The 19,205-nt window shown below is 57.3% G+C and carries 18 protein-coding genes and 3 tRNA genes; 11 read left to right on the top strand and 10 right to left on the bottom strand.

Annotation, left to right across the window (positions count from 1 at the left end; translation table 11 throughout):
* Window positions 1–36: 36 nt before the first annotated feature.
* Window positions 37–603, top strand: a complete 567-nt coding sequence (efp, locus tag NR795_RS14710; protein ID WP_144816609.1) for an elongation factor P — start codon at window positions 37–39, stop codon at window positions 601–603.
* Window positions 604–781: 178 nt separating this feature from the next.
* Window positions 782–928 carry a lipoprotein toxin entericidin B gene (gene ecnB, locus NR795_RS14705; RefSeq protein WP_042388694.1) on the top strand — a complete coding sequence of 49 codons (147 nt, stop codon included), beginning with the start codon at window positions 782–784 and terminating at the stop codon, window positions 926–928.
* Window positions 929–958: 30 nt separating this feature from the next.
* On the opposite strand, the gene NR795_RS14700 is transcribed toward ecnB, so the two are convergent.
* Window positions 959–1,561 (bottom strand): LuxR C-terminal-related transcriptional regulator, encoded by a 603-nt coding sequence (locus tag NR795_RS14700; RefSeq protein WP_144816606.1) that lies wholly within the window; start codon window positions 1,559–1,561, stop codon window positions 959–961.
* A 265-nt stretch (window positions 1,562–1,826) separates the two neighbouring features.
* Here NR795_RS14700 and sugE point away from each other — a divergent pair, with 265 nt between their 5' ends.
* Window positions 1,827–2,144 (top strand): quaternary ammonium compound efflux SMR transporter SugE, encoded by a 318-nt coding sequence (gene sugE, locus NR795_RS14695; protein ID WP_257758600.1) that lies wholly within the window; start codon window positions 1,827–1,829, stop codon window positions 2,142–2,144.
* Here sugE and blc read toward each other — a convergent pair.
* The 5 genes from blc to frdA form a co-directional block, all read right to left on the bottom strand.
* Complete coding sequence (blc, locus tag NR795_RS14690) at window positions 2,141–2,671, bottom strand: outer membrane lipoprotein Blc (protein WP_222888975.1); 531 nt, start codon at window positions 2,669–2,671, stop codon at window positions 2,141–2,143. The genes sugE and blc overlap by 4 nt on opposite strands.
* 120 nt (window positions 2,672–2,791) lie before the next feature.
* On the bottom strand, window positions 2,792–3,151 hold the full coding sequence (gene frdD, locus NR795_RS14685) for a fumarate reductase subunit FrdD (RefSeq protein ID WP_042388687.1): 360 nt from the start codon (window positions 3,149–3,151) through the stop codon (window positions 2,792–2,794).
* Window positions 3,152–3,160: 9 nt separating this feature from the next.
* Window positions 3,161–3,556 (bottom strand): fumarate reductase subunit FrdC, encoded by a 396-nt coding sequence (frdC, locus tag NR795_RS14680; RefSeq protein ID WP_257758656.1) that lies wholly within the window; start codon window positions 3,554–3,556, stop codon window positions 3,161–3,163.
* Window positions 3,557–3,566: 10 nt separating this feature from the next.
* Window positions 3,567–4,301: a succinate dehydrogenase/fumarate reductase iron-sulfur subunit gene (locus tag NR795_RS14675; RefSeq protein WP_257758599.1), complete on the bottom strand. Its 735-nt coding sequence runs from the start codon at window positions 4,299–4,301 to the stop codon at window positions 3,567–3,569.
* A complete protein-coding gene (gene frdA, locus NR795_RS14670; RefSeq protein WP_257758598.1) occupies window positions 4,294–6,084 on the bottom strand; it encodes a fumarate reductase (quinol) flavoprotein subunit in 1,791 nt (596 codons plus the stop codon). The genes NR795_RS14675 and frdA overlap by 8 nt, the downstream gene beginning before the upstream one ends.
* 240 nt (window positions 6,085–6,324) lie before the next feature.
* On the opposite strand from frdA, the gene epmA reads away from it, so the two are divergent.
* Both epmA and yjeM read left to right on the top strand, forming a co-directional pair.
* Window positions 6,325–7,302, top strand: a complete 978-nt coding sequence (gene epmA, locus NR795_RS14665) for an elongation factor P--(R)-beta-lysine ligase (protein ID WP_257758597.1) — start codon at window positions 6,325–6,327, stop codon at window positions 7,300–7,302.
* A gap of 210 nt (window positions 7,303–7,512) precedes the next feature.
* Window positions 7,513–9,015 (top strand): glutamate/gamma-aminobutyrate family transporter YjeM, encoded by a 1,503-nt coding sequence (yjeM, locus tag NR795_RS14660; RefSeq protein ID WP_257758596.1) that lies wholly within the window; start codon window positions 7,513–7,515, stop codon window positions 9,013–9,015.
* 80 nt (window positions 9,016–9,095) lie between these two features.
* Here the strand turns inward: yjeM and mscM are convergent, their stop codons facing one another.
* The 3 genes from mscM to rsgA form a co-directional block, all read right to left on the bottom strand.
* Window positions 9,096–12,428, bottom strand: coding sequence for a miniconductance mechanosensitive channel MscM (gene mscM, locus NR795_RS14655; RefSeq protein WP_257758595.1), 3,333 nt, complete (start codon window positions 12,426–12,428; stop codon window positions 9,096–9,098).
* Window positions 12,429–12,464: 36 nt separating this feature from the next.
* Window positions 12,465–13,430 (bottom strand): archaetidylserine decarboxylase, encoded by a 966-nt coding sequence (gene asd, locus NR795_RS14650; protein WP_222888969.1) that lies wholly within the window; start codon window positions 13,428–13,430, stop codon window positions 12,465–12,467.
* A 98-nt stretch (window positions 13,431–13,528) separates the two neighbouring features.
* Entirely contained in the window at window positions 13,529–14,581 is a 1,053-nt protein-coding gene (gene rsgA, locus NR795_RS14645) for a small ribosomal subunit biogenesis GTPase RsgA (RefSeq protein ID WP_144816584.1), read from the bottom strand.
* Between the two features lie 94 nt (window positions 14,582–14,675).
* On the opposite strand from rsgA, the gene orn reads away from it, so the two are divergent.
* The 4 genes from orn to NR795_RS14625 all read left to right on the top strand — a co-directional run bounded on the left by orn (window position 14,676) and on the right by NR795_RS14625 (window position 15,808).
* Window positions 14,676–15,221: an oligoribonuclease gene (orn, locus tag NR795_RS14640; RefSeq protein WP_144816582.1), complete on the top strand. Its 546-nt coding sequence runs from the start codon at window positions 14,676–14,678 to the stop codon at window positions 15,219–15,221.
* Window positions 15,222–15,420: 199 nt separating this feature from the next.
* Window positions 15,421–15,496 (top strand) — tRNA-Gly (locus tag NR795_RS14635).
* Between the two features lie 76 nt (window positions 15,497–15,572).
* Window positions 15,573–15,648: transfer RNA gene (locus NR795_RS14630), tRNA-Gly, on the top strand.
* A gap of 84 nt (window positions 15,649–15,732) precedes the next feature.
* Window positions 15,733–15,808: transfer RNA gene (locus NR795_RS14625), tRNA-Gly, on the top strand.
* 270 nt (window positions 15,809–16,078) lie between these two features.
* Here the strand turns inward: NR795_RS14625 and queG are convergent.
* Window positions 16,079–17,218 carry a tRNA epoxyqueuosine(34) reductase QueG gene (gene queG, locus NR795_RS14620; RefSeq protein ID WP_144816579.1) on the bottom strand — a complete coding sequence of 380 codons (1,140 nt, stop codon included), beginning with the start codon at window positions 17,216–17,218 and terminating at the stop codon, window positions 16,079–16,081.
* Between queG and nnr the strand changes: the two genes are divergently transcribed.
* The gene (gene nnr / locus NR795_RS14615; RefSeq protein ID WP_257758594.1) at window positions 17,217–18,755 is read left to right on the top strand and encodes a bifunctional ADP-dependent NAD(P)H-hydrate dehydratase/NAD(P)H-hydrate epimerase; all 1,539 of its coding nucleotides are present in this window, start codon (window positions 17,217–17,219) and stop codon (window positions 18,753–18,755) included. The two genes, queG and nnr, sit on opposite strands and share 2 nt — an antisense overlap.
* Window positions 18,748–19,203, top strand: coding sequence for a tRNA (adenosine(37)-N6)-threonylcarbamoyltransferase complex ATPase subunit type 1 TsaE (gene tsaE, locus NR795_RS14610; RefSeq protein WP_238081815.1), 456 nt, complete (start codon window positions 18,748–18,750; stop codon window positions 19,201–19,203). The genes nnr and tsaE overlap by 8 nt, the downstream gene beginning before the upstream one ends.
* The last annotated feature ends 2 nt before the right edge of the window (window positions 19,204–19,205 follow it).

Raw genomic sequence — 19,205 nt, 5'->3', positions numbered from 1 at the left:
TGGCTTAGCTACCAGTTATCAATTTCAGAGGGCCTTATGGCGACTTACTATAGCAACGATTTTCGTGCTGGTCTTAAAATCATGATGGATGGCGAACCGTATGCGGTTGAAGCCAGTGAATTCGTTAAACCGGGTAAAGGCCAGGCTTTCGCCCGCGTTAAGCTGCGCCGTCTGCTGACCGGCACCCGCGTTGAGAAAACCTTCAAATCTACCGACTCCGCTGAAGGCGCAGACGTAGTAGATATGAACCTGACTTACCTCTACAACGACGGTGAGTTCTATCACTTCATGAACAACCAGACCTTCGAGCAGCTGGCTGCCGATGAGAAAGCGGTTGGCGAGAACGCGAAGTGGCTGCTGGATCAGGCTGAATGCATCGTGACCCTGTGGAACGGCCAGCCTATCGCTGTGACCCCGCCGAACTTCGTCGAGCTGGAGATCGTTGAAACCGATCCAGGCCTGAAGGGTGACACCGCAGGGACCGGTGGCAAACCCGCTACTCTCTCTACCGGTGCCGTTGTTAAGGTTCCGCTGTTCGTACAGATTGGCGAAGTGATCAAAGTTGACACCCGCTCTGGCGAATACGTCTCCCGCGTGAAGTAATTTATGCGCTAAGCCTGTCGGCGTGGCTCCCGCTGCGCCGATAGTTTTTCTACCCGCGTCTCTGCCTTGCCCCTCGCTCGAATTTTCTTAAAAAATCATCCTCTCCCGCCATTTTTTTGGATTTTGTCTATGCTTAAGTGGCAATACACAAATAACTTTGGCCTTAAAGGAAGATATTATGGTTAAGAAAACAATTGCAGCGATCTTTTCTGTTCTGGTGCTTTCTTCAGCATTGACCGCCTGTAACACTACGCGTGGCGTAGGTGAAGATATTTCTACCGGCGGTAGCGCTATCTCTGGTGCAGCAACTAAAGCCCAGCAGTAATCCCGGACGGTACGGCTGCTTGTCGTACCGTTACCTTATGCCTTCCGGCAGCGACAGGAACGGTGTAAAACGATTGCACATTCCCAACTTCATCCGAATATTGCGCTTGTAGGTGTAGACGGTTTTCCCGTTAATGCCGAGACGGCTGGCAATACAGTGATTATTTGTTCCTTCCATCCACAGCGATAACACCTTCTCCTCCTGACGCGTAAGTAGCGGTGCAGCGGTCTGTGGCTCGCTATAAACAGGTCGTGCCAGCAGGGCAGTATCAATCGACTGCGCGAGCTTCGCCAGCGAGTCGGTTTTAGCCAGGCGGGCCGCGATCGGAAACTGCTGACAGTAATTTTCCATGTCGGCGTTATGACCGGACTGAAATAAAATAAGCTTGCTACGATCGCTGCAGGCCATGAGCAGGGATGAGAGCTGTTGAACATGGTGCAGATCGCCCGCGAAACCGTAGAGATCGGCAATAACCAGATCCGGCTGCCACTGCATAGCATGCTCTTTTGCCAGCATCAGGTTGTTCAGCCCGGTAACGACAACGGGAGTGGAAAATAAACCAGCTTGATTGAGCCATATCTCCAGCCCTAAACGGGTGAAACAACAACGGTCAATCAAAAGAATTTTCAGCATGTCTTTATTCGCAGTCAGGATAGGGGTGACGGCTTGCTGCTAGCAGAAAGCACGCTATCATAGGGGGGAGCGCTAAAGGGTAAATGCGGGAACTCCGCTGCTAACTGCCTCTATTTCTTGCTTTAAAGAGGCAAAACAGAGGGATTTATTAAAAAGTTGAAAAACAGAGCACCCCAGGCGACAATTCTTTCTTCACCTCAGCCTTGTGGGACGACCCACAAGCGCCATGTTTCACCGGGGACGGCCCCACAGTCGGGAGCCTGTTATGTCCTGGTTCATTCTGTTTATTGCGGGTTTGCTTGAAGTTGTCTGGGCCATCGGCCTGAAGTACACCCACGGTTTTACCCGTTTGATCCCCAGCCTTATTACCGTCAGTGCGATGATCGTCAGCATTATGATGCTGTCGTGGGCAATGAAAACCCTGCCGGTCGGTACGGCCTACGCCATCTGGACCGGCATCGGTGCGGTTGGCGCGGCAACCGCAGGTATTCTGCTGCTGGGTGAGTCAGCCAGCCCGGCGAGGATCATCAGCCTGGCGTTGATCGTTGCCGGGATTATTGGTCTGAAGCTCAGCACCCACTAGCGGTTCTGCGGTACCCAAATTAACTTTTCTACGGCAAATCCCTGGCGAGTCGCGGTATCCAGCAGCTGCTGTTTTACCTTGTCAGGGATAGTACGGGTGCGTGACAGGATCCACAGGTAGTCACGGTTCGGGCCGCAGACCAGCGCATGCTGGTACTCTTTATCCAACGCAATCACGTTATAGCCGCCGTAGAACGGGCCAAAGAAGGATACCTTCAGCGCGGCGCGATCCGGGCTGCCGGTAAAGTAAGCTTTGCCGTCAGTGGACTGCCACATTCCCCGTGACGGGTTGTAGCCTTTATTGATGACGTTGATCCCGCCATCGTCGCGTAGCGTATAGGTAGCGGTGACGTTAGTCAGACCGCGCTCAAAGCGATGGTCGAGGCGGGCAATCTCGTACCAGGTACCGATATAGCGTTTAGCATCGAAATGCTCGATAACCGTCACGCCAGAGGGCGGAGTAGGGGAACTACAGGACACTACGACAAACGCAGCGGCAACGGCAGCAACAACGGGTAGCAGACGCATGGCATTTTCCTTACAGGCTTTTTGCTAAGTGTAGAACCTGACTAAAGAAAATCTATTTTTACAGCGCAAGATATTTGCAGAATGCGATGCCCGACAGCGTTCCGCCGGGCATTACAGCTGTTAAAGGGTGATAACGCCAATCAGCGTGACAACGCTTAAGATCGCCGCCAGGCCATAGAACACCCATTTACCGTGGGAAACGTGGATTTTAAGATCGTGCATGCCGTGATGAATGCGATGCAGGCCGCACCACAGTGGCAGGACAATCATCAGAAAGATAAACGCCCGACCAATGAGGCTTTGCGCAAAGGCCAGCACCCGATCGTAGCCCAGCGCCTCGCCTGGATAGAGCCCGAGCGGCAGCAGAATGCCAACCAGCAGCACGATGACGGGCGCGACGATTGCGCCCCACATCCCGCCTGCGCCAAACAGCCCCCAGAATACCGGCTCGTCAGCACGTTTTGGGTTTGGGTTAATCATGAGGCCTCCTTACCAGAAGAGTGCAATAAACAGGATCGCTACGCTGACCAGCGCCGTGACGGCCCACAGCGCCCTGATGACCGGCTGCGACCCCAGCTTCTCACCTTTTACGATGACGGTAGCGGCTTTCGGGGCCAGCTCAAACCAGGTTTTAGTGTGCAGCAGCGCGGCGGCAAGCGTCAGCAGATTCAGGATAATCACGACGGGGTTTTGCAAGAAACCGACAAAGCCCGCCCATGACTCCGGGCCATGCTTCAGCGCAAACAGGCCGTAGATCAGCACAATGCTGAACCAGACCGTGGGCACTGAGGTGCCTTCGCGCAGCATGTAGAAGCGGTAAAAGGGCAGGCTTTTCCACCAGCCTGACGGCATCGGCTGCACCCAGGGTTTACGTTTCGTTGTCATCATGCGCTCCTTAGCGTGGTTTCAGGGTGGCGATCAGAAAGTCTTTTGAGCTCTCTACCTTACCCTGCTGAATAGCCGCCGCCGGATCGACATGCTTCGGACAGACTTCTGAGCAGTAGCCGACAAAGGTACAGCTCCAGACGCCGTTCTCGCCGTTTAGCTGCGCCATGCGATCCCGCTTGCCGCGATCGCGGCTGTCTTCGTTATAGCGATGGGCCAGGGTAATCGCCGCCGGGCCGATAAACTCCGGATTCAGGCCAAACTGCGGGCAGGCGGCATAGCACAGCCCGCAGTTGATGCAGCCGGAAAACTGGTGGTATTTCGCCATCTGCGCTGGCGTCTGGCGGTTAGGCCCCTGCTCCGGCGTGCGGAGATTACCAATGATGTAGGGCTTGATGGCCTCCAGGCTCTCGATAAAGTGGGTCATATCCACCACCAGATCGCGTTCAATGGGGAAGTTACCCAGCGCCGCCACCTTCATGCCCTTCGTGTAGTCGCGAAGGAAGGTTTTACAGGCCAGCTTCGGCACGTTGTTTACCATCATGCCGCAGGAGCCGCAGATAGCCATGCGGCAGGACCAGCGGTAGCTCAGGTCGGGCGCGAGGTTATCTTTGATGTAGCCTAGCGCGTCCAGCAGCGAGGTCTGTTCATCGTAGGGCACCTCATAAAATACGCTGTGCGGAGCGGAGTCGACCTCCGGGTTGTAGCGCACCACCTCAACGTTCAGGTTTTTCATCTCAGCCATTCGCCTTCTCCTTGTTCTCGGCGGCTTCCGCTTCCCCACCGTAGACGCGTTTCGCCGGCGGTAGCGTGGTAATGTTGACATCGCTGTAGTCAAGGCGCGTTGTGCCATCGGCATCGCGGAAGGCGAGGGTATGTTTCAGGAAGTTGACGTCGTCACGCTCGGTGCAGCCTTCGTCCAGACGCTGGTGTGCCCCGCGCGACTCTTTGCGGGCCAGGGCGGAGTGCGCCATACACTCGGCGACGTTCAGCCCGTGTCCCAGCTCAATGGTGTAGAGCAGCTCGGTATTAAAGACGCTGGAGGTGTCGGTCACGCGCACGCGCTTAACGCGCTCCTGCAGCTCTGCCAGCTTGTCGACGGTTTTCTGCATCAGCTCTGGGGTTCGGTAGATACCGCAGCCCTCCTCCATCGACAGGCCCATCTCATCACGGATTTTTGCCCAGCTCTCGTTACCCTGCTGGTTAACCAGTGCGTTGAGACGCTGCTCGACATCAACCGCCTGAGCAGTGAGAGCGCTATCGGCAGCGGTACCCGCGGCACGTGAATGCGCAATGGCGCGCTCCCCGGCAAGACGACCAAACACCACCAGCTCCGCCAGCGAGTTTGAGCCGAGACGGTTGGCACCGTGCAGGCCGACCGAGGAGCATTCGCCCACGGCAAACAGCCCTTTAATGCGCGTCTCGCACTGGCTGTCGGTCTCAATGCCGCCCATGGTGTAGTGGGCGGTAGGCCGAACCGGGATAGGCTCTTTCACCGGATCGACGCCGACATAGGCCTTAGCCAGCTCACAGATAAAGGGCAGGCGCTCAAGAATTTTCTTTTCGCCAAGGTGGCGCAGATCGAGGTAGACCACGTCACCGCGCGGAGTGGAGATAGTGTTGCCCTTACGCCACTCGTGCCAGAAAGCCTGGGAGACTCTGTCGCGTGGGCCCAGCTCCATATATTTGTTCTTTGGCTCGCCCAGCGGCGTTTCCGGCCCCATGCCGTAGTCCTGCAGATAACGGTAGCCATCTTTATTAACCAGAATACCGCCTTCACCCCGGCAGCCCTCTGTCATCAGAATGCCGGAGCCCGGCAGGCCAGTGGGGTGATACTGCACGAACTCCATATCGCGCAGCGGTACGCCGTGAGCCAGCGCCATTCCCATGCCGTCGCCGGTGACGATGCCGCCGTTGGTGTTATAGCGATAGACGCGCCCCGCACCGCCGGTGGCCATCACCACCGCGTTGGCGCGGATCTGCATTAGGGTGCCTTCCATCATATTCATGGCGACCAGGCCGCGAACCTGCCCGTCGTCCACGAGGATATCAAGGACAAAATGCTCGTCGAAGCGCTGGATCTGCGGAAACTGCAGGGAGGTCTGAAAGAGGGTGTGCAGCATATGGAAGCCGGTCTTATCGGCGGCGAACCAGGTGCGTTCGATCTTCATCCCGCCGAAGCGGCGCACGTTGACGCTGCCGTCCGGGCGGCGGCTCCACGGACAGCCCCACAGCTCAAGCTGGGTCATCTCCGTCGGACAGTGGTGGACAAAATAGTCGACCACGTCCTGCTCGCACAGCCAGTCGCCGCCGGCTACGGTGTCGTGAAAATGGTACTCAAAGCTGTCATGATCCTGCGTGACGGCAGCAGAGCCTCCCTCGGCCGCCACCGTGTGGCTGCGCATGGGGTAGACCTTTGAGACAAGGGCGATTTTCGCATTGGGATCCGCCTGGGCGGCCGCAATAGCAGCGCGTAAACCCGCACCGCCAGCGCCTATAACGACGAGATCGGCTTGAAAAGTGTGCACGACATTCCTCCAGATTGGCTGTAAACAGTTCCACTGCTCCATTATGGGTACGCCAGTATACCCGTAGGGATCAGAGGGAAATTTGACGTGTTCGATTTTTTTGCCGATCTTTGCAGCCGTTTTTTGCTCTGGCCCGTCACGAAAAAGGGTTCTCATTGCGTAAATTTGCCGCACAGAATTTGTCTCCGGGTCGCCCGTCGAGTAGACTTCGTGCCCTTGTCTGACATCGGAGAACACACCATGAGTGAAACGGCAGCCTGGCGGCCGAGCGCATCTATTCCTAACCTGCTGAAACGTGCAGCAATAATGGCCGAGATCCGCCGTTTCTTTGTCGATCGCGGCGTGCTGGAGGTGGAGACACCCTGCATGAGCCAGGCGACGGTCACGGACGTTCATCTGTTCCCGTTTAAAACCCGTTTTGTTGGCCCAGGCCACTCTCAGGGACTGGATCTCTATCTGATGACCAGCCCGGAGTACCACATGAAGCGCCTGCTGGCTGCGGGCTGTGGACCGGTTTTCCAGCTGTGCCGCAGCTTTCGTAATGAAGAGATGGGGCGTCATCATAACCCTGAGTTCACCATGCTGGAGTGGTATCGTCCGCACTATGATATGTACCGGCTGATGAACGAAGTAGACGATCTGCTGCAACAGGTACTGGATTGCCCGGCGGCGGATTCCCTCTCCTACCAGCAGGCGTTCCAGCGTCATCTGGATATCGATCCGCTCTCAGCCGACAAGCAGCAGCTGCGTGATGCTGCGGCCAGGCTGGATCTGAGCAATATCGCCGATCGGGAAGAGGATCGGGACACGCTGCTGCAGCTGCTCTTTACCATGGGCGTTGAGCCGCACATTGGCAAAGATCGCCCGGCGTTTGTCTATCACTTCCCGGCAAGCCAGGCGGCGCTGGCACAAATCAGCACCGAAGATCATCGCGTAGCGGAGCGGTTTGAGGTCTATTTCAAAGGCATGGAGCTGGCGAACGGTTTCCATGAGCTGACCGACGCCCGTGAACAGCAGCAGCGCTTTGAGCAGGATAACCGCAAGCGGGTGGCCATGGGCCTCGAGCAGCAGCCTATCGATTACAATCTGCTGGGCGCGCTAGAGGCGGGTCTGCCGGACTGCTCCGGCGTAGCGCTGGGTATCGATCGTCTGGTCATGCTGGCGCTGGGCACAGAGACCCTGGCCGAGGTGCTGGCTTTTTCGGTCGATCGCGCCTGATTGTTATTGCCGGGCGGCGCTCTGCTTGCCCGGCCTACGGCAGTGCTGTAATAGTGCAAAATAAAATATTACTTTTTGTGCTAATTTCCTGTTTCATCTTTTGCTTTCCCTCCTGAAGTCACAATTTAAACCTGCCGCTTTGTTACTATCCAGCCGTTCGTTTGGGTAACTTTTTTACCCTCTCTTTCACCAGACAACATGGATAGATCTATGAGCGACAATCTAAAAAAGATGAGCCTGATGGGGCTTGTTCTCATGATATTTACGTCGGTTTTTGGCTTTGCTAACAGCGCCAGCGCGTTTTATCTGATGGGCCACAGCGCCACGCCCTGGTATATCTTTGCAGCCCTGTTCTTCTTCATTCCCTTTGCCTTGATGATGGCCGAGATGGGAGCTGCCTACCGTAAAGAGGAGGGCGGGATCTACTCGTGGATGGAGAACAGCGTCGGGTCACGCTACGCGTTTATCGGCACCTTTATGTGGTTTTCATCCTATGTCATCTGGATGGTAAGCACCGCCGCGAAGGTATGGGTTCCCTTCTCCACCTTTATCGTTGGCGCAGATATGACGCAGCGCTGGCACGTTGCTGGCTTACAGCCCACGCAGGTGGTGGGCGTTTTGGCCGTTGTGTGGATGGTGGTGGTAACCTTTGTGGCGGCCAAGGGTATTAATAAGATCGCCAAAATCACCGCCGTCGGCGGGATTGCCGTCATGTGTCTCAACCTGGTGCTGCTCCTTGCCAGCATCGCGATTTTATTGCTCAACGGCGGGCATTTCGCCGAGGCGATCAACTTTACTGCCTCGCCGAATCCGGGTTACCACTCCGATCTCTCTATGCTGTCGTTTATGGTTTTTGCCCTGTTCGCCTACGGCGGCATTGAGGCGGTAGGTGGTCTGGTGGATAAGACCGAAAACCCTGAGAAAAACTTCGCTAAAGGGATCATCTTTGCCGCGGTGGTGATCTCTATCGGCTACTCTCTGGCCATCATTCTGTGGGGCGTCAGCACTAACTGGCAGCAGGTGTTAAGCACCGACTCCACCAACCTGGGCAACATTACCTACGTGCTGATGGAGAGCCTGGGCGCAACGCTGGGCAACGCGCTGCACATGTCGCCTGAGGCAGCTAGCCTGACCGGCGTCTGGTTTGCCCGAATAACCGGTCTGTCGATGTTCCTCGCCTATACCGGGGCGTTCTTTACGCTGATCTACTCCCCGCTGAAGGCGATTATTCAGGGGACGCCAAAAGAGATGTGGCCTGCGCCGATGACGCGTTTAAACAAGAGCGGCATGCCTGAGACATCAATGTGGCTCCAGTGCCTGCTGGTGAGCCTGATCATTCTGCTGGTCTCGTTCGGCGGCGGTACGGCATCGGCGTTTTATAACAAAGTGACGCTGATGGCGAACGTCTCCATGACGCTGCCGTACCTCTTCCTGGCGCTGGCGTTTCCCTTCTTTAAGGCCAAAACGGATCTGCATCGACCCTTTGTGATTTTCAAATCCCGCAGAACGACGCTGGTGATGACCGCCATAGTTGTGCTGCTGGTGGCCTTCGCCAATATCTTTACGGTCATTGAGCCGGTGATTGAGAAAGGGGATTTGAGCAGCGCTCTGTGGATGGCGGGCGGGCCGATCTTCTTCTCGCTGCTGGCGCTGGGGCTTTATGAGCGCTACCAGCGGCGCATCAGTCGCGTGGGTGGGCTGTCACCCCGCTAAAAAAATGCCGCAGCGATTAAGCTGCGGCGTTGTTACTCAGTTTTGTGACGACTCAGTTTTGAAACTACTCAGTTTTGAAACTACAGGCTACCCGATGGGCGCTGGCCGCGTCCGGCAGAGCTTAACGTCCTGGCGGCGCGTTTGCCGTCAAGAGACTCCAGACGCATCTGGAACGGCGGGAACGGCAGGTCGATGCCGTGCTCGCGGAAGCCTTGCAGGATCAGCTGATGGATCTCGTGGCGCAGCGGCATCCGGTGGCCCATCTCAGCGGCATAGATACGCAGCTCAAAGAGCTGAATACCCTGCTGCAGATCTACCAGGAAGACCTCCGGCGGCGGGTTATCGATCACCAACGAGCAGCGCTCAGCGGCGGTGTAGAGCAGCTGGGTAACCTCTTCGCTGTTGGCATCGGAGGGCGCGGGAACGGTAAGCACCACACGCGTTACCGAATCCGACAGCGACCAGTTGATAAATTGCTCGGTGATAAACGCCTTATTCGGCACGATGATCTCTTTGCGGTCCCAGTCGCTAATGGTGGTGGCACGGGTGTTGATCTTCGTTACGCTACCGGTGAGATCGCGAATGGTCACGGTATCACCAATACGGATCGGTTTCTCAAACAGGATGATCAGGCCAGAGATAAAGTTGGCAAAGATCTCCTGCAAACCAAAACCTAATCCCACACCGAGAGCCGCTACCAGCCACTGCAGTTTTGACCACTCGATACCGATCATTGAGAAGCCCACCAGGCCACCGAACAGCATTAGCAGATATTTGGTGATGGTGGTGATGGCATAGCCCGTTCCCGGCGTCAGGTCGAGATGCTGGAGCAGCGCCAGCTCCAGCAGGGCTGGCAGATGCCGCACCAGCTGGGTGGTGATGATAAACACCAAAATAGCGATCAGCACCGCGCCGAGGGTGATCGGCTCCAGACTCTCTACGCCCTGTACCGTCGAGGTAACGTCCCACAGGGAGATATTCTCCAGGAAGCCAAACGCGGAGTGGATCTCTGACCACAGCACAATCACCGAGAGCAGGGCGATGAGCATCAGAATCGAGCGCACCAGCCGCAGCGACTGGGCGCTGATGGCATCAAGATCCAGCTCGCTTTCGTCTACCTCTACCGCGCCTTCCGTGCTGGTCGAGTGGGCCTGCTCCTCTTCGCCACGGGCGCGCTGGGCCAGAATTTCTGCCCGGCGATGTCTTGCGCGGTCAAAGGCCAGGCGGCGGCGCTGGATCAGCATCCAGCGGCGGATGATGTGATACACCACCAGCAGCAGGAACCAGATCGCCACCGAGGTCTCCAGACGGGCCAGCAGCGCCTGGGCGGTTGCCAGATAGCCCACGGCCGCCGCCAGCATCGCCGCCAGCGGGGCGCTCATCAGCAGGTTCCACAGCATGCGGTTAACCATGTTGTCGCCGCTGCCGGTTTTATCGACGTAGAGCGGGATCCCGGCGCGTTTCAGGCTTAGCGTTACCACGGCCAGCGCGCCGCAGATCAGCATAAAGCAGAGGCGGCCAAGGGAACCGGAGAACTCCCGGTCGTTGAGATTATCAAACATGATCAGCGCCATAATCAGCGGCACGATCAGGCCGATACTCATCAGGTAAGAGCGCAGGCCGCGTGCGACCCGGCTGCGCGGCCAGCCAAAATGCACGACAAACAGGCCGGTCGGGCGGGCGAAGGTGGCGCAGATCATCACCACCCACAGCAGCGGCACGGTAGCGGTAACGCCGTCGCCAATCGCCACCGCCAGCGGATAGGGCCAGGCGGATCGCAGGCCGTAGCCGAGCGTCGCCCACAGCACCGGCAGCGGCGAGGCCACAAGAATCGACCAGAACACCGTGCGCAGCGTGAGCCAGAAGTGATCCTGCGTTACTTTGCCGACCTTCGCGCTGGAGCGCTCCAGGAAGCGGGTAAAGTGCTTGCGGGAGTAGACACTGAAGCCTACCAGCACCAGCGCGCCAAACAGCGGCAGCAGCGTCTCTTTGCTGGTCACCATCATCATCGTCGCCTTGCCGAGCTGGTTTACGGTATCCAGCGAGATGAGGCGACGCAGATCCTGCACAATTTCAATCGGCCAGCTGAGCGTCATCGGGCTGACGTCGGCAGTCCAGAAGAGATAGCGGTGGGTGGCTTCGTTGACCTCTTTTAGTGCATCCTCAAGCTGGCTGTTGGAGACCTTCAGCTTGGTCAGCTCAAGGATCAGCGTGTCACCTCCCTGCAGCAGAGAGGTGAGCAGCTCGCGCTGGGTGCGCAGCTGCGCCTCCAGGATACGGCTCTGCTCGGCGGTCAGCGGCTGCCCGTCCGCCTGGCGGATCTGGCGCAGCTGAGGCTGCTTGTTGAGCAGATCCTCATAGTGCATGCGGTGTACCCGCAGCTGGGCCATCTCGGTATCCAGCTGCTGCGGCTTCGGCATCTCCGGCAGCCGGGCCACCTGGGCGCGCAGCGCATCGCCGAGCATGTTAGAGACCCCCAGCCACTGGGCCTGCTCACGCAGCGTATTCAGGGCCTGGCGTACCTGCAACGTCTGGCCGGTCGCCTGGCGCTGCTGGGAGGCCACCAGATCCATCCGCTGGGCCTGCTGGTTGAGCGCCTGCGACAGCTCGCGGTTGATTTTGAACTGGTCAACGATGCGCGCAGGCAGGTTAGCGCTGTTCTCTGCCAGCAGCTCGGTGCTCTCCAGCGCCTGCTCGGCCTCGCGCTGACGCTGGCCGTTAAGCTGGTTACGCAGCGCCTGAAGATAGGCATCCAGCTGCTGGGCCTGCTTCTGGGCCAGCTCGGATCGCATCCGTGCCAGCTCCTGACGGTTATTCGCCGACAGCTGGGCAAGCTCCAGCTCATCCACCTGGGCTTTCAGCCTGGCGGAGGCCGCCTGCGCGCTCAGGGTCTGCGCCTGGGCCAGCGCGGTTGTACCGCTCTGCGTGCCGATGCGCCGCTCTACTTCGCTTAGCTGGCGGCGGGCGTCGGTCTGCTGTTGCGGAAGCTGGCTTAAGGAGTCATTGATCTCCCGGGCGCGCTCCTGCTCCTGCTGAGCCTGGCGCGTTTTTTCCAGCAGCTGGCTGCTGACCTGAAGGATCTCCTGGTTCAACGCATCGGTGCTAATGCCGGCCGGAACGGCTTTAGGCTCGTCGCGCAGGTTATTGAACTGGCTACGCAGCGTCTGGGAGAGTTTGGGGAAGTCGTCGATGACCTGCTGATACTGTTTAGTGCGCTCAAGGGAGCCGTTACGCTCCTCAAGGGCATTCAGCGCGGACTGGAGCGCCTCCACGGTTTCCGCCTGCTCTGGTGAGGCGGCGGCCGCTTTAGCCTGCTCCAGCTCCTGGGTGATCTGTTTGGCGTCGGGGATCGTCGCAGCGTACGCCCCCGCGCTGAGGCACCATGCCATCAGAAATGCGATAATCAGGCGCACGTTGCTATACCTTTGTGAAAGTAAACCGTTGTTAGATCAAACCGGGTCTTTGTTGTCGTCTACCAGCGGGTTGGCGTCGTGCTCGGCGTCAATCTCTTCCTGCGGCAGCGGGGTAGGGGTGACGTCCGGGGCAACGGCCTCGGTAGAGTAAGCCAGCGGCTCGCCGATTTTAGTCACCGACAGGCTCTCTAAATGCTCTGCCAGCGCTACGCTGCCCGGTGCGAAGAGGTTAATCACCGTTGAGCCGAGCTTAAAGCGACCCATCTCCTGGCCCTTCAGCAGCGCCACCGCACCTTCGCTTTCGCCTTCCGGCCACGTCCAGCGTTTGATGATGCCTTCGCGCGGCGGCGTGATGGTGCCTGCCCAGACGGTTTCGATGCTGCCAACGATGGTCGCGCCAACCAGAATCTGCGCCATCGGGCCGAATTCGGTGTCGAACACGCAGATAACGCGCTCGTTACGGGCGAACAGGTTCGGTACGTTGCGCGCGGTGAGGTGGTTAACCGAGAAGAGATCGCCTGGAACGTAGATCATCTCACGCAGGATGCCGTTGCAAGGCATGTGAACGCGGTGATAGTCACGCGGCGACAGATAGGTGGTCGCGAAGCTGCCGTCACGGAACTTGTCCGCCAGCAGATAGTTACCGGCCAGCAGCGCCTCAAGGCTGTAGTGATGGCCTTTGGCCTGCAGCAGCTTGTCGTTTTCGATACGGCCCAGCTGGCTGATCACGCCGTCAGCAGGCATCACCAGCACGTTGGGATCGGTGTTAAGCGGGCGGACTTCGTCGCGCAGCGGGCGAACAAAAAAGTCGTTAAAGGTGCGATAGCTGGCGGTATCCGGCTTTTGCGCCTCCTGCATATTGACCTTGTAGTATTTGACGAACAGATCGATGACCAGCTTGGTCAGCCATCCTCCGCGTTTGCTTGCGCCCCAGCCCGCGAGGCGAGTGAGCCACAGTTTAGGCAGAATGTATTGAAGCGAAAGTTTAAATGAGTCTAACAAGGTAGCCTCCAGGCTAGTATTTTGGTCGTTCCTGATCCGCAACGCAGCAGCGGACCCTTAAAAAAAGGGGACGATTTTAGCGATGCTCAGCTTAATTGTCAGTCGTCGGATTCAGAAAAGCTTTTACGCGTTTTTACCTGCGCCATGCTCTCCAGAATACGGTGATAGTTTTCAAACCGGGTTTCAGCAATGTCGCCCCTGTCAACGGCTTCCCGGATTGCGCAGCCAGGATCGTTGGCGTGCTTGCAGTCACGGTATTTACAGTGACCGAGATAGTCGTGGAATTCGACAAAGCCGCGGGTAATTTGTTCCGGCTCCAGGTGCCAGAGACCAAACTCCCGCACGCCAGGGGAGTCGATCACATCCCCGCCGTGCGGGAAGTGGTAGAGCCGCGCCGCGGTAGTGGTGTGCTGGCCGAGTCCCGAGTTGTCAGAGACATCGTTGGTGAGGATCTCTTCCTGTAATCCCAGCAGGGCGTTCAGCAGGCTCGATTTGCCAACGCCGGACTGGCCGGCAAAAATACTGATGCGATCGGTCAGCGCCTCTTCCAGCGGTTTCAAGCCGTCCTGGGTATGACTGGAGACCATCAGCACGCGATAGCCAATCTTACGATAGACATCCATCTGCTCGTCCACAAATGCCCTGCTTTCATCGTCCAGCAGGTCAATCTTGTTGAGCACGATGAGCGGTTCCACGTCCAGGGTTTCACAGGCCACAAGATAGCGGTCGATGATGTTAGGCGACAGCTCCGGCAGAATAGCGGAGACAATGATGATCTGATCGATATTGGCAGCGATGGGTTTTACCCCGTCGTAAAAATCGGGGCGGGTTAGCACCGACGTGCGCTCGTGCACTGCCTCAACGATGCCTTTTACGTTAACGCCTTCAGCGGCGGCCTTGCCTGGACGCCAGACCACACGGTCACCGGTGACCAGCGAACGGATCGTACGGCGGATGTTGCAGCGGTGGACGTTGCCATCGGCGGCTTCAACGTCGGCGTGCATACCAAAACGGCTAATGACAATCCCTTCGGCGGTTTCGCCAAACAGGTTATCGTCGTAATCCGGCTTCTCCGTAGACGTTTTAAGCCGACGCTGGTGGTTTGCTTTCACACGGCGCTGCTGGCCTTTGGAGAGTTTATTTTTACTCAATCGTACTGACTCCTGGTCGCCCCTGATGGGCAAAACCTCTATGATAGATGCTAATTTAGATAATTATAGTCGTGCGAGATGGGTGGAAAATAGCATGAGTGCAAATGAAAACAACCTGATTTGGATCGATCTTGAGATGACCGGGCTGGATCCCGAGCGCGATCGCATTATTGAGATCGCAACCCTGGTCACCGATGCCAACCTAAATATTCTGGCGGAAGGCCCGGTAATCGCCGTGCACCAGTCCGACGAACAGCTGGCGCTGATGGACGAGTGGAACGTACGCACCCATACCGGCAGCGGGCTGGTGGAGCGGGTTAAGGCCAGCACCCAGGGCGACCGCGCCGCCGAACTGGCGACCATTGCTTTCCTGAAGGAGTGGGTCCCGGCGGGGAAATCCCCGATTTGCGGCAACAGCATCGGTCAGGATCGTCGCTTCCTGTTTAAGTATATGCCAGAGCTGGAAGCTTACTTCCACTATCGTTATCTCGATGTTAGCACCCTGAAAGAGCTGGCGCGTCGCTGGAAGCCGGACGTGCTCAACGGCCTGAAAAAGCAGAACACGCACCAGGCGCTGGATGATATCCGCGAGTCCGTGGCCGAGCTGGCTTATTATCGCGAGCATTTTATTAAGCTGTAAGCGCAACATACCCGGCGGCACAGGCTTGCCGGGCATGTTGCATGCGATCCGATGTAAAAGTGTGCAATGTGACGAATATTGCAGCGTTTGAACTTAATTTCGCAAAATTCGCTTTGCAGGGGGTTGCAGCTAAAATGATTTCTCGTATAATGCGCCTCCCGTAACGATGAGAAATTAACGTTACGACAGCAACAAGTTTGCGGGAATAGCTCAGTTGGTAGAGCACGACCTTGCCAAGGTCGGGGTCGCGAGTTCGAGTCTCGTTTCCCGCTCCAAAACTTGCTGCAAGCAGTACCATCCAACTCATTGGATTTCGAGCTGCAACAAGGCGGCTTGAAAGACGAAGATTAAGCGGGAATAGCTCAGTTGGTAGAGCACGACCTTGCCAAGGTCGGGGTCGCGAGTTCGAGTCTCGTTTCCCGCTCCAAAATTTGAAAGTATCGTAAGATACGCACCATCCTAATCACAGGATTTCGAGCTGCAACAAGGTAGCTTGAAAGACAAAGATTAAGCGGGAATAGCTCAGTTGGTAGAGCACGACCTTGCCAAGGTCGGGGTCGCGAGTTCGAGTCTCGTTTCCCGCTCCAAATTTTCTCTTCTGAATAAATTATCCACAGCGCAAATGCCTGCTGGCATCGTTTTATTTCTGTTTTGACATATTCTTGTAAACAGAGTTATCCACAAGGGTACTACCACCTCTCCTTGCGCATAAATGTTAACAATGTAAATAATATATTTGTAACTATATGAATTTAATAAATAAAATATTATTTCAAAATGTTAATGCGATCGCTTGACGAATTTTTCCGTATTGAATCGCAATAGTTTTTTATTTTTATGCACATCCTGTGGAAAGCTCAGGCGTCGCGCGGCAGCCCTTTTTCAACCACTCTGACCAGCCTCAACTTCTGCGGGAGCTGTACCTCGACCACGCAGGCGTTTCGCTTCTCAATCTGCTGCGCAATCGCCCACTCTATGTGCTCATCAAGAAGTGGGTGCTCACCTCGGCGTTGCTCCAGGGCCTGAATATTTGCCTCGTCCCAGGGGGCATTACCCAACGCCACCGCGACATTACGCAGCCAGCGTAGATGACCAATACGGCGAATAGCCGATCCCTCTGTGACCTTGAGAAAATGCGCTTCGCTCCAGCCAAACAGCGCGATCAGCTCCGGGGCGTGCAGCGCCTTACGCGGGCTAAAATCCTCTTCATCAGTAAGCTGGGAAAAACGGTTCCACGGGCAGATAAGCTGGCAGTCATCGCAGCCGTAGATGCGGTTGCCGATCAGCGGCCGGAACTCGGGAGGGATCGCTCCCTCCAGCTCAATCGTCAGGTAGGAGATGCAGCGGCGGGCGTCAACGGTATAGGGCTCAACAATTGCTCCGGTCGGGCAGATGGTCATGCAGGCCACGCATTTACCGCACTTCTCTTCAACCGGCTGGTCGATGGGTAGCGGGAGGTCGATAAGCAGCTCGCCGAGGAAAAAGAATGAGCCAGCCTCCTGGTTGAGAATAAGTGAGTGCTTACCTGTCCATCCCAGGCCCGCTTTTTCCGCCAGCGGACGCTCAAGCAGCGGCGCGGAGTCGACAAAGGGTCTAAAATTCAGCGAAACGCAGTGCTGCTGGATAGTTTCACCCAGTTTTTTGAGGCGGTTGCGCAGGAGCTTGTGGTAATCACGGCCCAGCGCGTAACGGCTAACGTAACCGAGCGCAGGATTTTTTAGCGTGCTGGCAAAGGCGGCATTGGCTGGCAGGTAGTTCATGCGCACGCTAATCACCCGCAGCGTGCCGGGTAACAGCTCGTGGGGCCGGGCGCGCATCATGCCATGGCGTGCCATCCATGCCATTTCGCCATGATACTGCTTATCGAGCCATGCCTGGAGTTTGGGTTCGCTGGCGCTAAGATCGGTATCGGTAATGCCGACCTGTTGAAACCCCAGTTCGGTGCCCCACTGCTTAATGTTTTGCGCTAGCTGATTGAGATCGAGGGGCTGTGACATGACGGACCATACGTTGAAAAGTAGACTGAATAAAAACCGTACCACTATACCACACTCTATCTGGCCTGCGCAGGCGCTGCGCGAGGCTGAAAAAGAGGCGGCGGATAGTCTGGGGATCACGCTGTTTGAACTGATGCAGCGCGCCGGGGAGGCGGCATTTAGCGTAGCGCGCGCCGCGTATCCGCCATCACGCCGCTGGCTGATCCTCTGCGGCCACGGTAATAACGGCGGCGACGGCTACGTGGTGGCGCGGCTGGCAAAGGCGGCGGGCATAGAGGTGACACTGCTGGCGCTGGAGAGCGATAAGCCCCTGCCGGAAGAGGCGGAGCTGGCGCGTAGCGCCTGGCTGAACGCTGCCGGTGAGATCCATGCTGCGGACAGCGCCTGGCCGGAAGAGATCGATCTGATTATCGACGGCCTGCTGGGCACCGGTTTGACCGACGCCCCGCGCGAGCCGGCCGCGAACCTTATTACCCGTGCGAATGACCATGCCGCCCCGGTTATTGCGCTGGATATTCCCTCCGGGCTGAATGCCCAGACTGGAACCACCCCCGGCGCGGTAATAAACGCTGCGCATACGGTGACCTTTATCGCCCTCAAACCTGGCCTGCTTACCGGAAAAGCGCGGGATGTCACCGGCACCCTTCATCATCACGCCCTGGGGCTGGAGGGCTGGCTGTCAGCACAGGAGCCGACGATTCACCGTCTGGAGGCCTCGCAGCTTGCGCAGTGGCTGCCGCCGCGCCGTCCTACGTCCCATAAAGGCGATAATGGACGGTTGGTGATTGTTGGCGGCGACCACGGCACCGCCGGGGCGATCCGCATGACCGGCGAAGCGGCGCTGCGAGCAGGAGCAGGGCTGGTCCGCGTCCTGACGCGCGTTGAGAATATCGCCCCGCTGATCGCTGCCCGACCGGAGCTGATGGTGCACGAGCTTACGGAAAAGCTGCTGGAAGAGAGCCTTGAGTGGGCGGACGTGGCAGTGATCGGTCCCGGCCTCGGCCAGCAGCCGTGGGGCAAAAAAGCGCTGCAAAAAATTGAGAATTTTCGCAAACCCATGCTGTGGGATGCGGACGCGCTGAACCTTCTGGCAATCAATCCCGATAAACGTCACAATCGCGTTATCACTCCGCACCCTGGCGAAGCTGCACGTCTGCTTAACTGTAGCGTGGCAGAAATTGAAAGCGATCGCTTACTTTCTGCTCAGCGTCTGGTAAAACGTTACGGTGGCGTTGTCGTGCTGAAAGGCGCGGGTACTGTCGTCGCCAGCACAGACGGTGACGTCGGCATTGTGGATGCCGGCAATGCCGGGATGGGCAGCGGAGGGATGGGAGACGTGCTCTCTGGCATCATTGGTGCCATGCTGGGGCAGTCGTTTTCCCTGTATGAAGCCGCCTGCGTGGGCTGTGTGGCGCACGGTGCGGCTGCTGACTACCGCGCGGCGCGTTACGGCACCCGTGGGATGCTAGCAACCGATCTTTTTTCCGCGCTGATGCGTGTTATTAACCCGGATGTGATTGACGTAGACCATGATTAATCGAGTGATCCCTCTGCCCGACGAGCAGGCAACCTTAACGCTGGGCGAGCGCGTCGCGCAGGCCTGCAACGGCGCAACCGTCATCTACCTGTACGGTGATTTAGGCGCGGGTAAAACCACCCTGAGCCGGGGCTTCCTGCAGGCGCTGGGCCATCAGGGGAATGTAAAAAGCCCAACCTATACGCTGGTTGAACCCTATACCCTCGATAAGCTGATGGTGTACCACTTTGACCTCTACCGCCTTGCCGATCCTGAAGAGCTGGAATTTATGGGCATTCGTGACTATTTTGCCAACGATGCCATCTGCCTCGTCGAGTGGCCGCAGCAGGGGGCGGGCGTGCTGCCCGATCCGGATATCGAAATCCATTTAGAATACCAGGCCCAGGGGCGAGAGGCGCGCATTGCGGCCGTCTCCTCTGCGGGTGAGTCTTTACTGACGCGTTTGTAACT

Source organism: Pseudescherichia sp. L3 (assembly GCF_024656065.1).
Lineage (GTDB): Bacteria > Pseudomonadota > Gammaproteobacteria > Enterobacterales > Enterobacteriaceae > Pseudescherichia.
This window is presented reverse-complemented; position numbering and strand designations above follow the sequence as displayed.

Excerpts from the sequence above, each read along its gene's own strand:
- efp (WP_144816609.1), top strand. The coding sequence starts at position 37 with ATGGCGACTTACTATAGCAACGATTTTCGTGCTGGTCTTAAAATCATG.
- ecnB (WP_042388694.1), top strand. The coding sequence starts at position 782 with ATGGTTAAGAAAACAATTGCAGCGATCTTTTCTGTTCTGGTGCTTTCT.
- NR795_RS14700 (WP_144816606.1), bottom strand. The coding sequence starts at position 1,561 with ATGCTGAAAATTCTTTTGATTGACCGTTGTTGTTTCACCCGTTTAGGG.
- sugE (WP_257758600.1), top strand. The coding sequence starts at position 1,827 with ATGTCCTGGTTCATTCTGTTTATTGCGGGTTTGCTTGAAGTTGTCTGG.
- blc (WP_222888975.1), bottom strand. The coding sequence starts at position 2,671 with ATGCGTCTGCTACCCGTTGTTGCTGCCGTTGCCGCTGCGTTTGTCGTA.
- frdD (WP_042388687.1), bottom strand. The coding sequence starts at position 3,151 with ATGATTAACCCAAACCCAAAACGTGCTGACGAGCCGGTATTCTGGGGG.
- frdC (WP_257758656.1), bottom strand. The coding sequence starts at position 3,556 with ATGACAACGAAACGTAAACCCTGGGTGCAGCCGATGCCGTCAGGCTGG.
- NR795_RS14675 (WP_257758599.1), bottom strand. The coding sequence starts at position 4,301 with ATGGCTGAGATGAAAAACCTGAACGTTGAGGTGGTGCGCTACAACCCG.
- epmA (WP_257758597.1), top strand. The coding sequence starts at position 6,325 with ATGAGTGAAACGGCAGCCTGGCGGCCGAGCGCATCTATTCCTAACCTG.
- yjeM (WP_257758596.1), top strand. The coding sequence starts at position 7,513 with ATGAGCGACAATCTAAAAAAGATGAGCCTGATGGGGCTTGTTCTCATG.
- orn (WP_144816582.1), top strand. The coding sequence starts at position 14,676 with ATGAGTGCAAATGAAAACAACCTGATTTGGATCGATCTTGAGATGACC.
- nnr (WP_257758594.1), top strand. The coding sequence starts at position 17,217 with ATGACGGACCATACGTTGAAAAGTAGACTGAATAAAAACCGTACCACT.
- queG (WP_144816579.1), bottom strand. The coding sequence starts at position 17,218 with ATGTCACAGCCCCTCGATCTCAATCAGCTAGCGCAAAACATTAAGCAG.
- tsaE (WP_238081815.1), top strand. The coding sequence starts at position 18,748 with ATGATTAATCGAGTGATCCCTCTGCCCGACGAGCAGGCAACCTTAACG.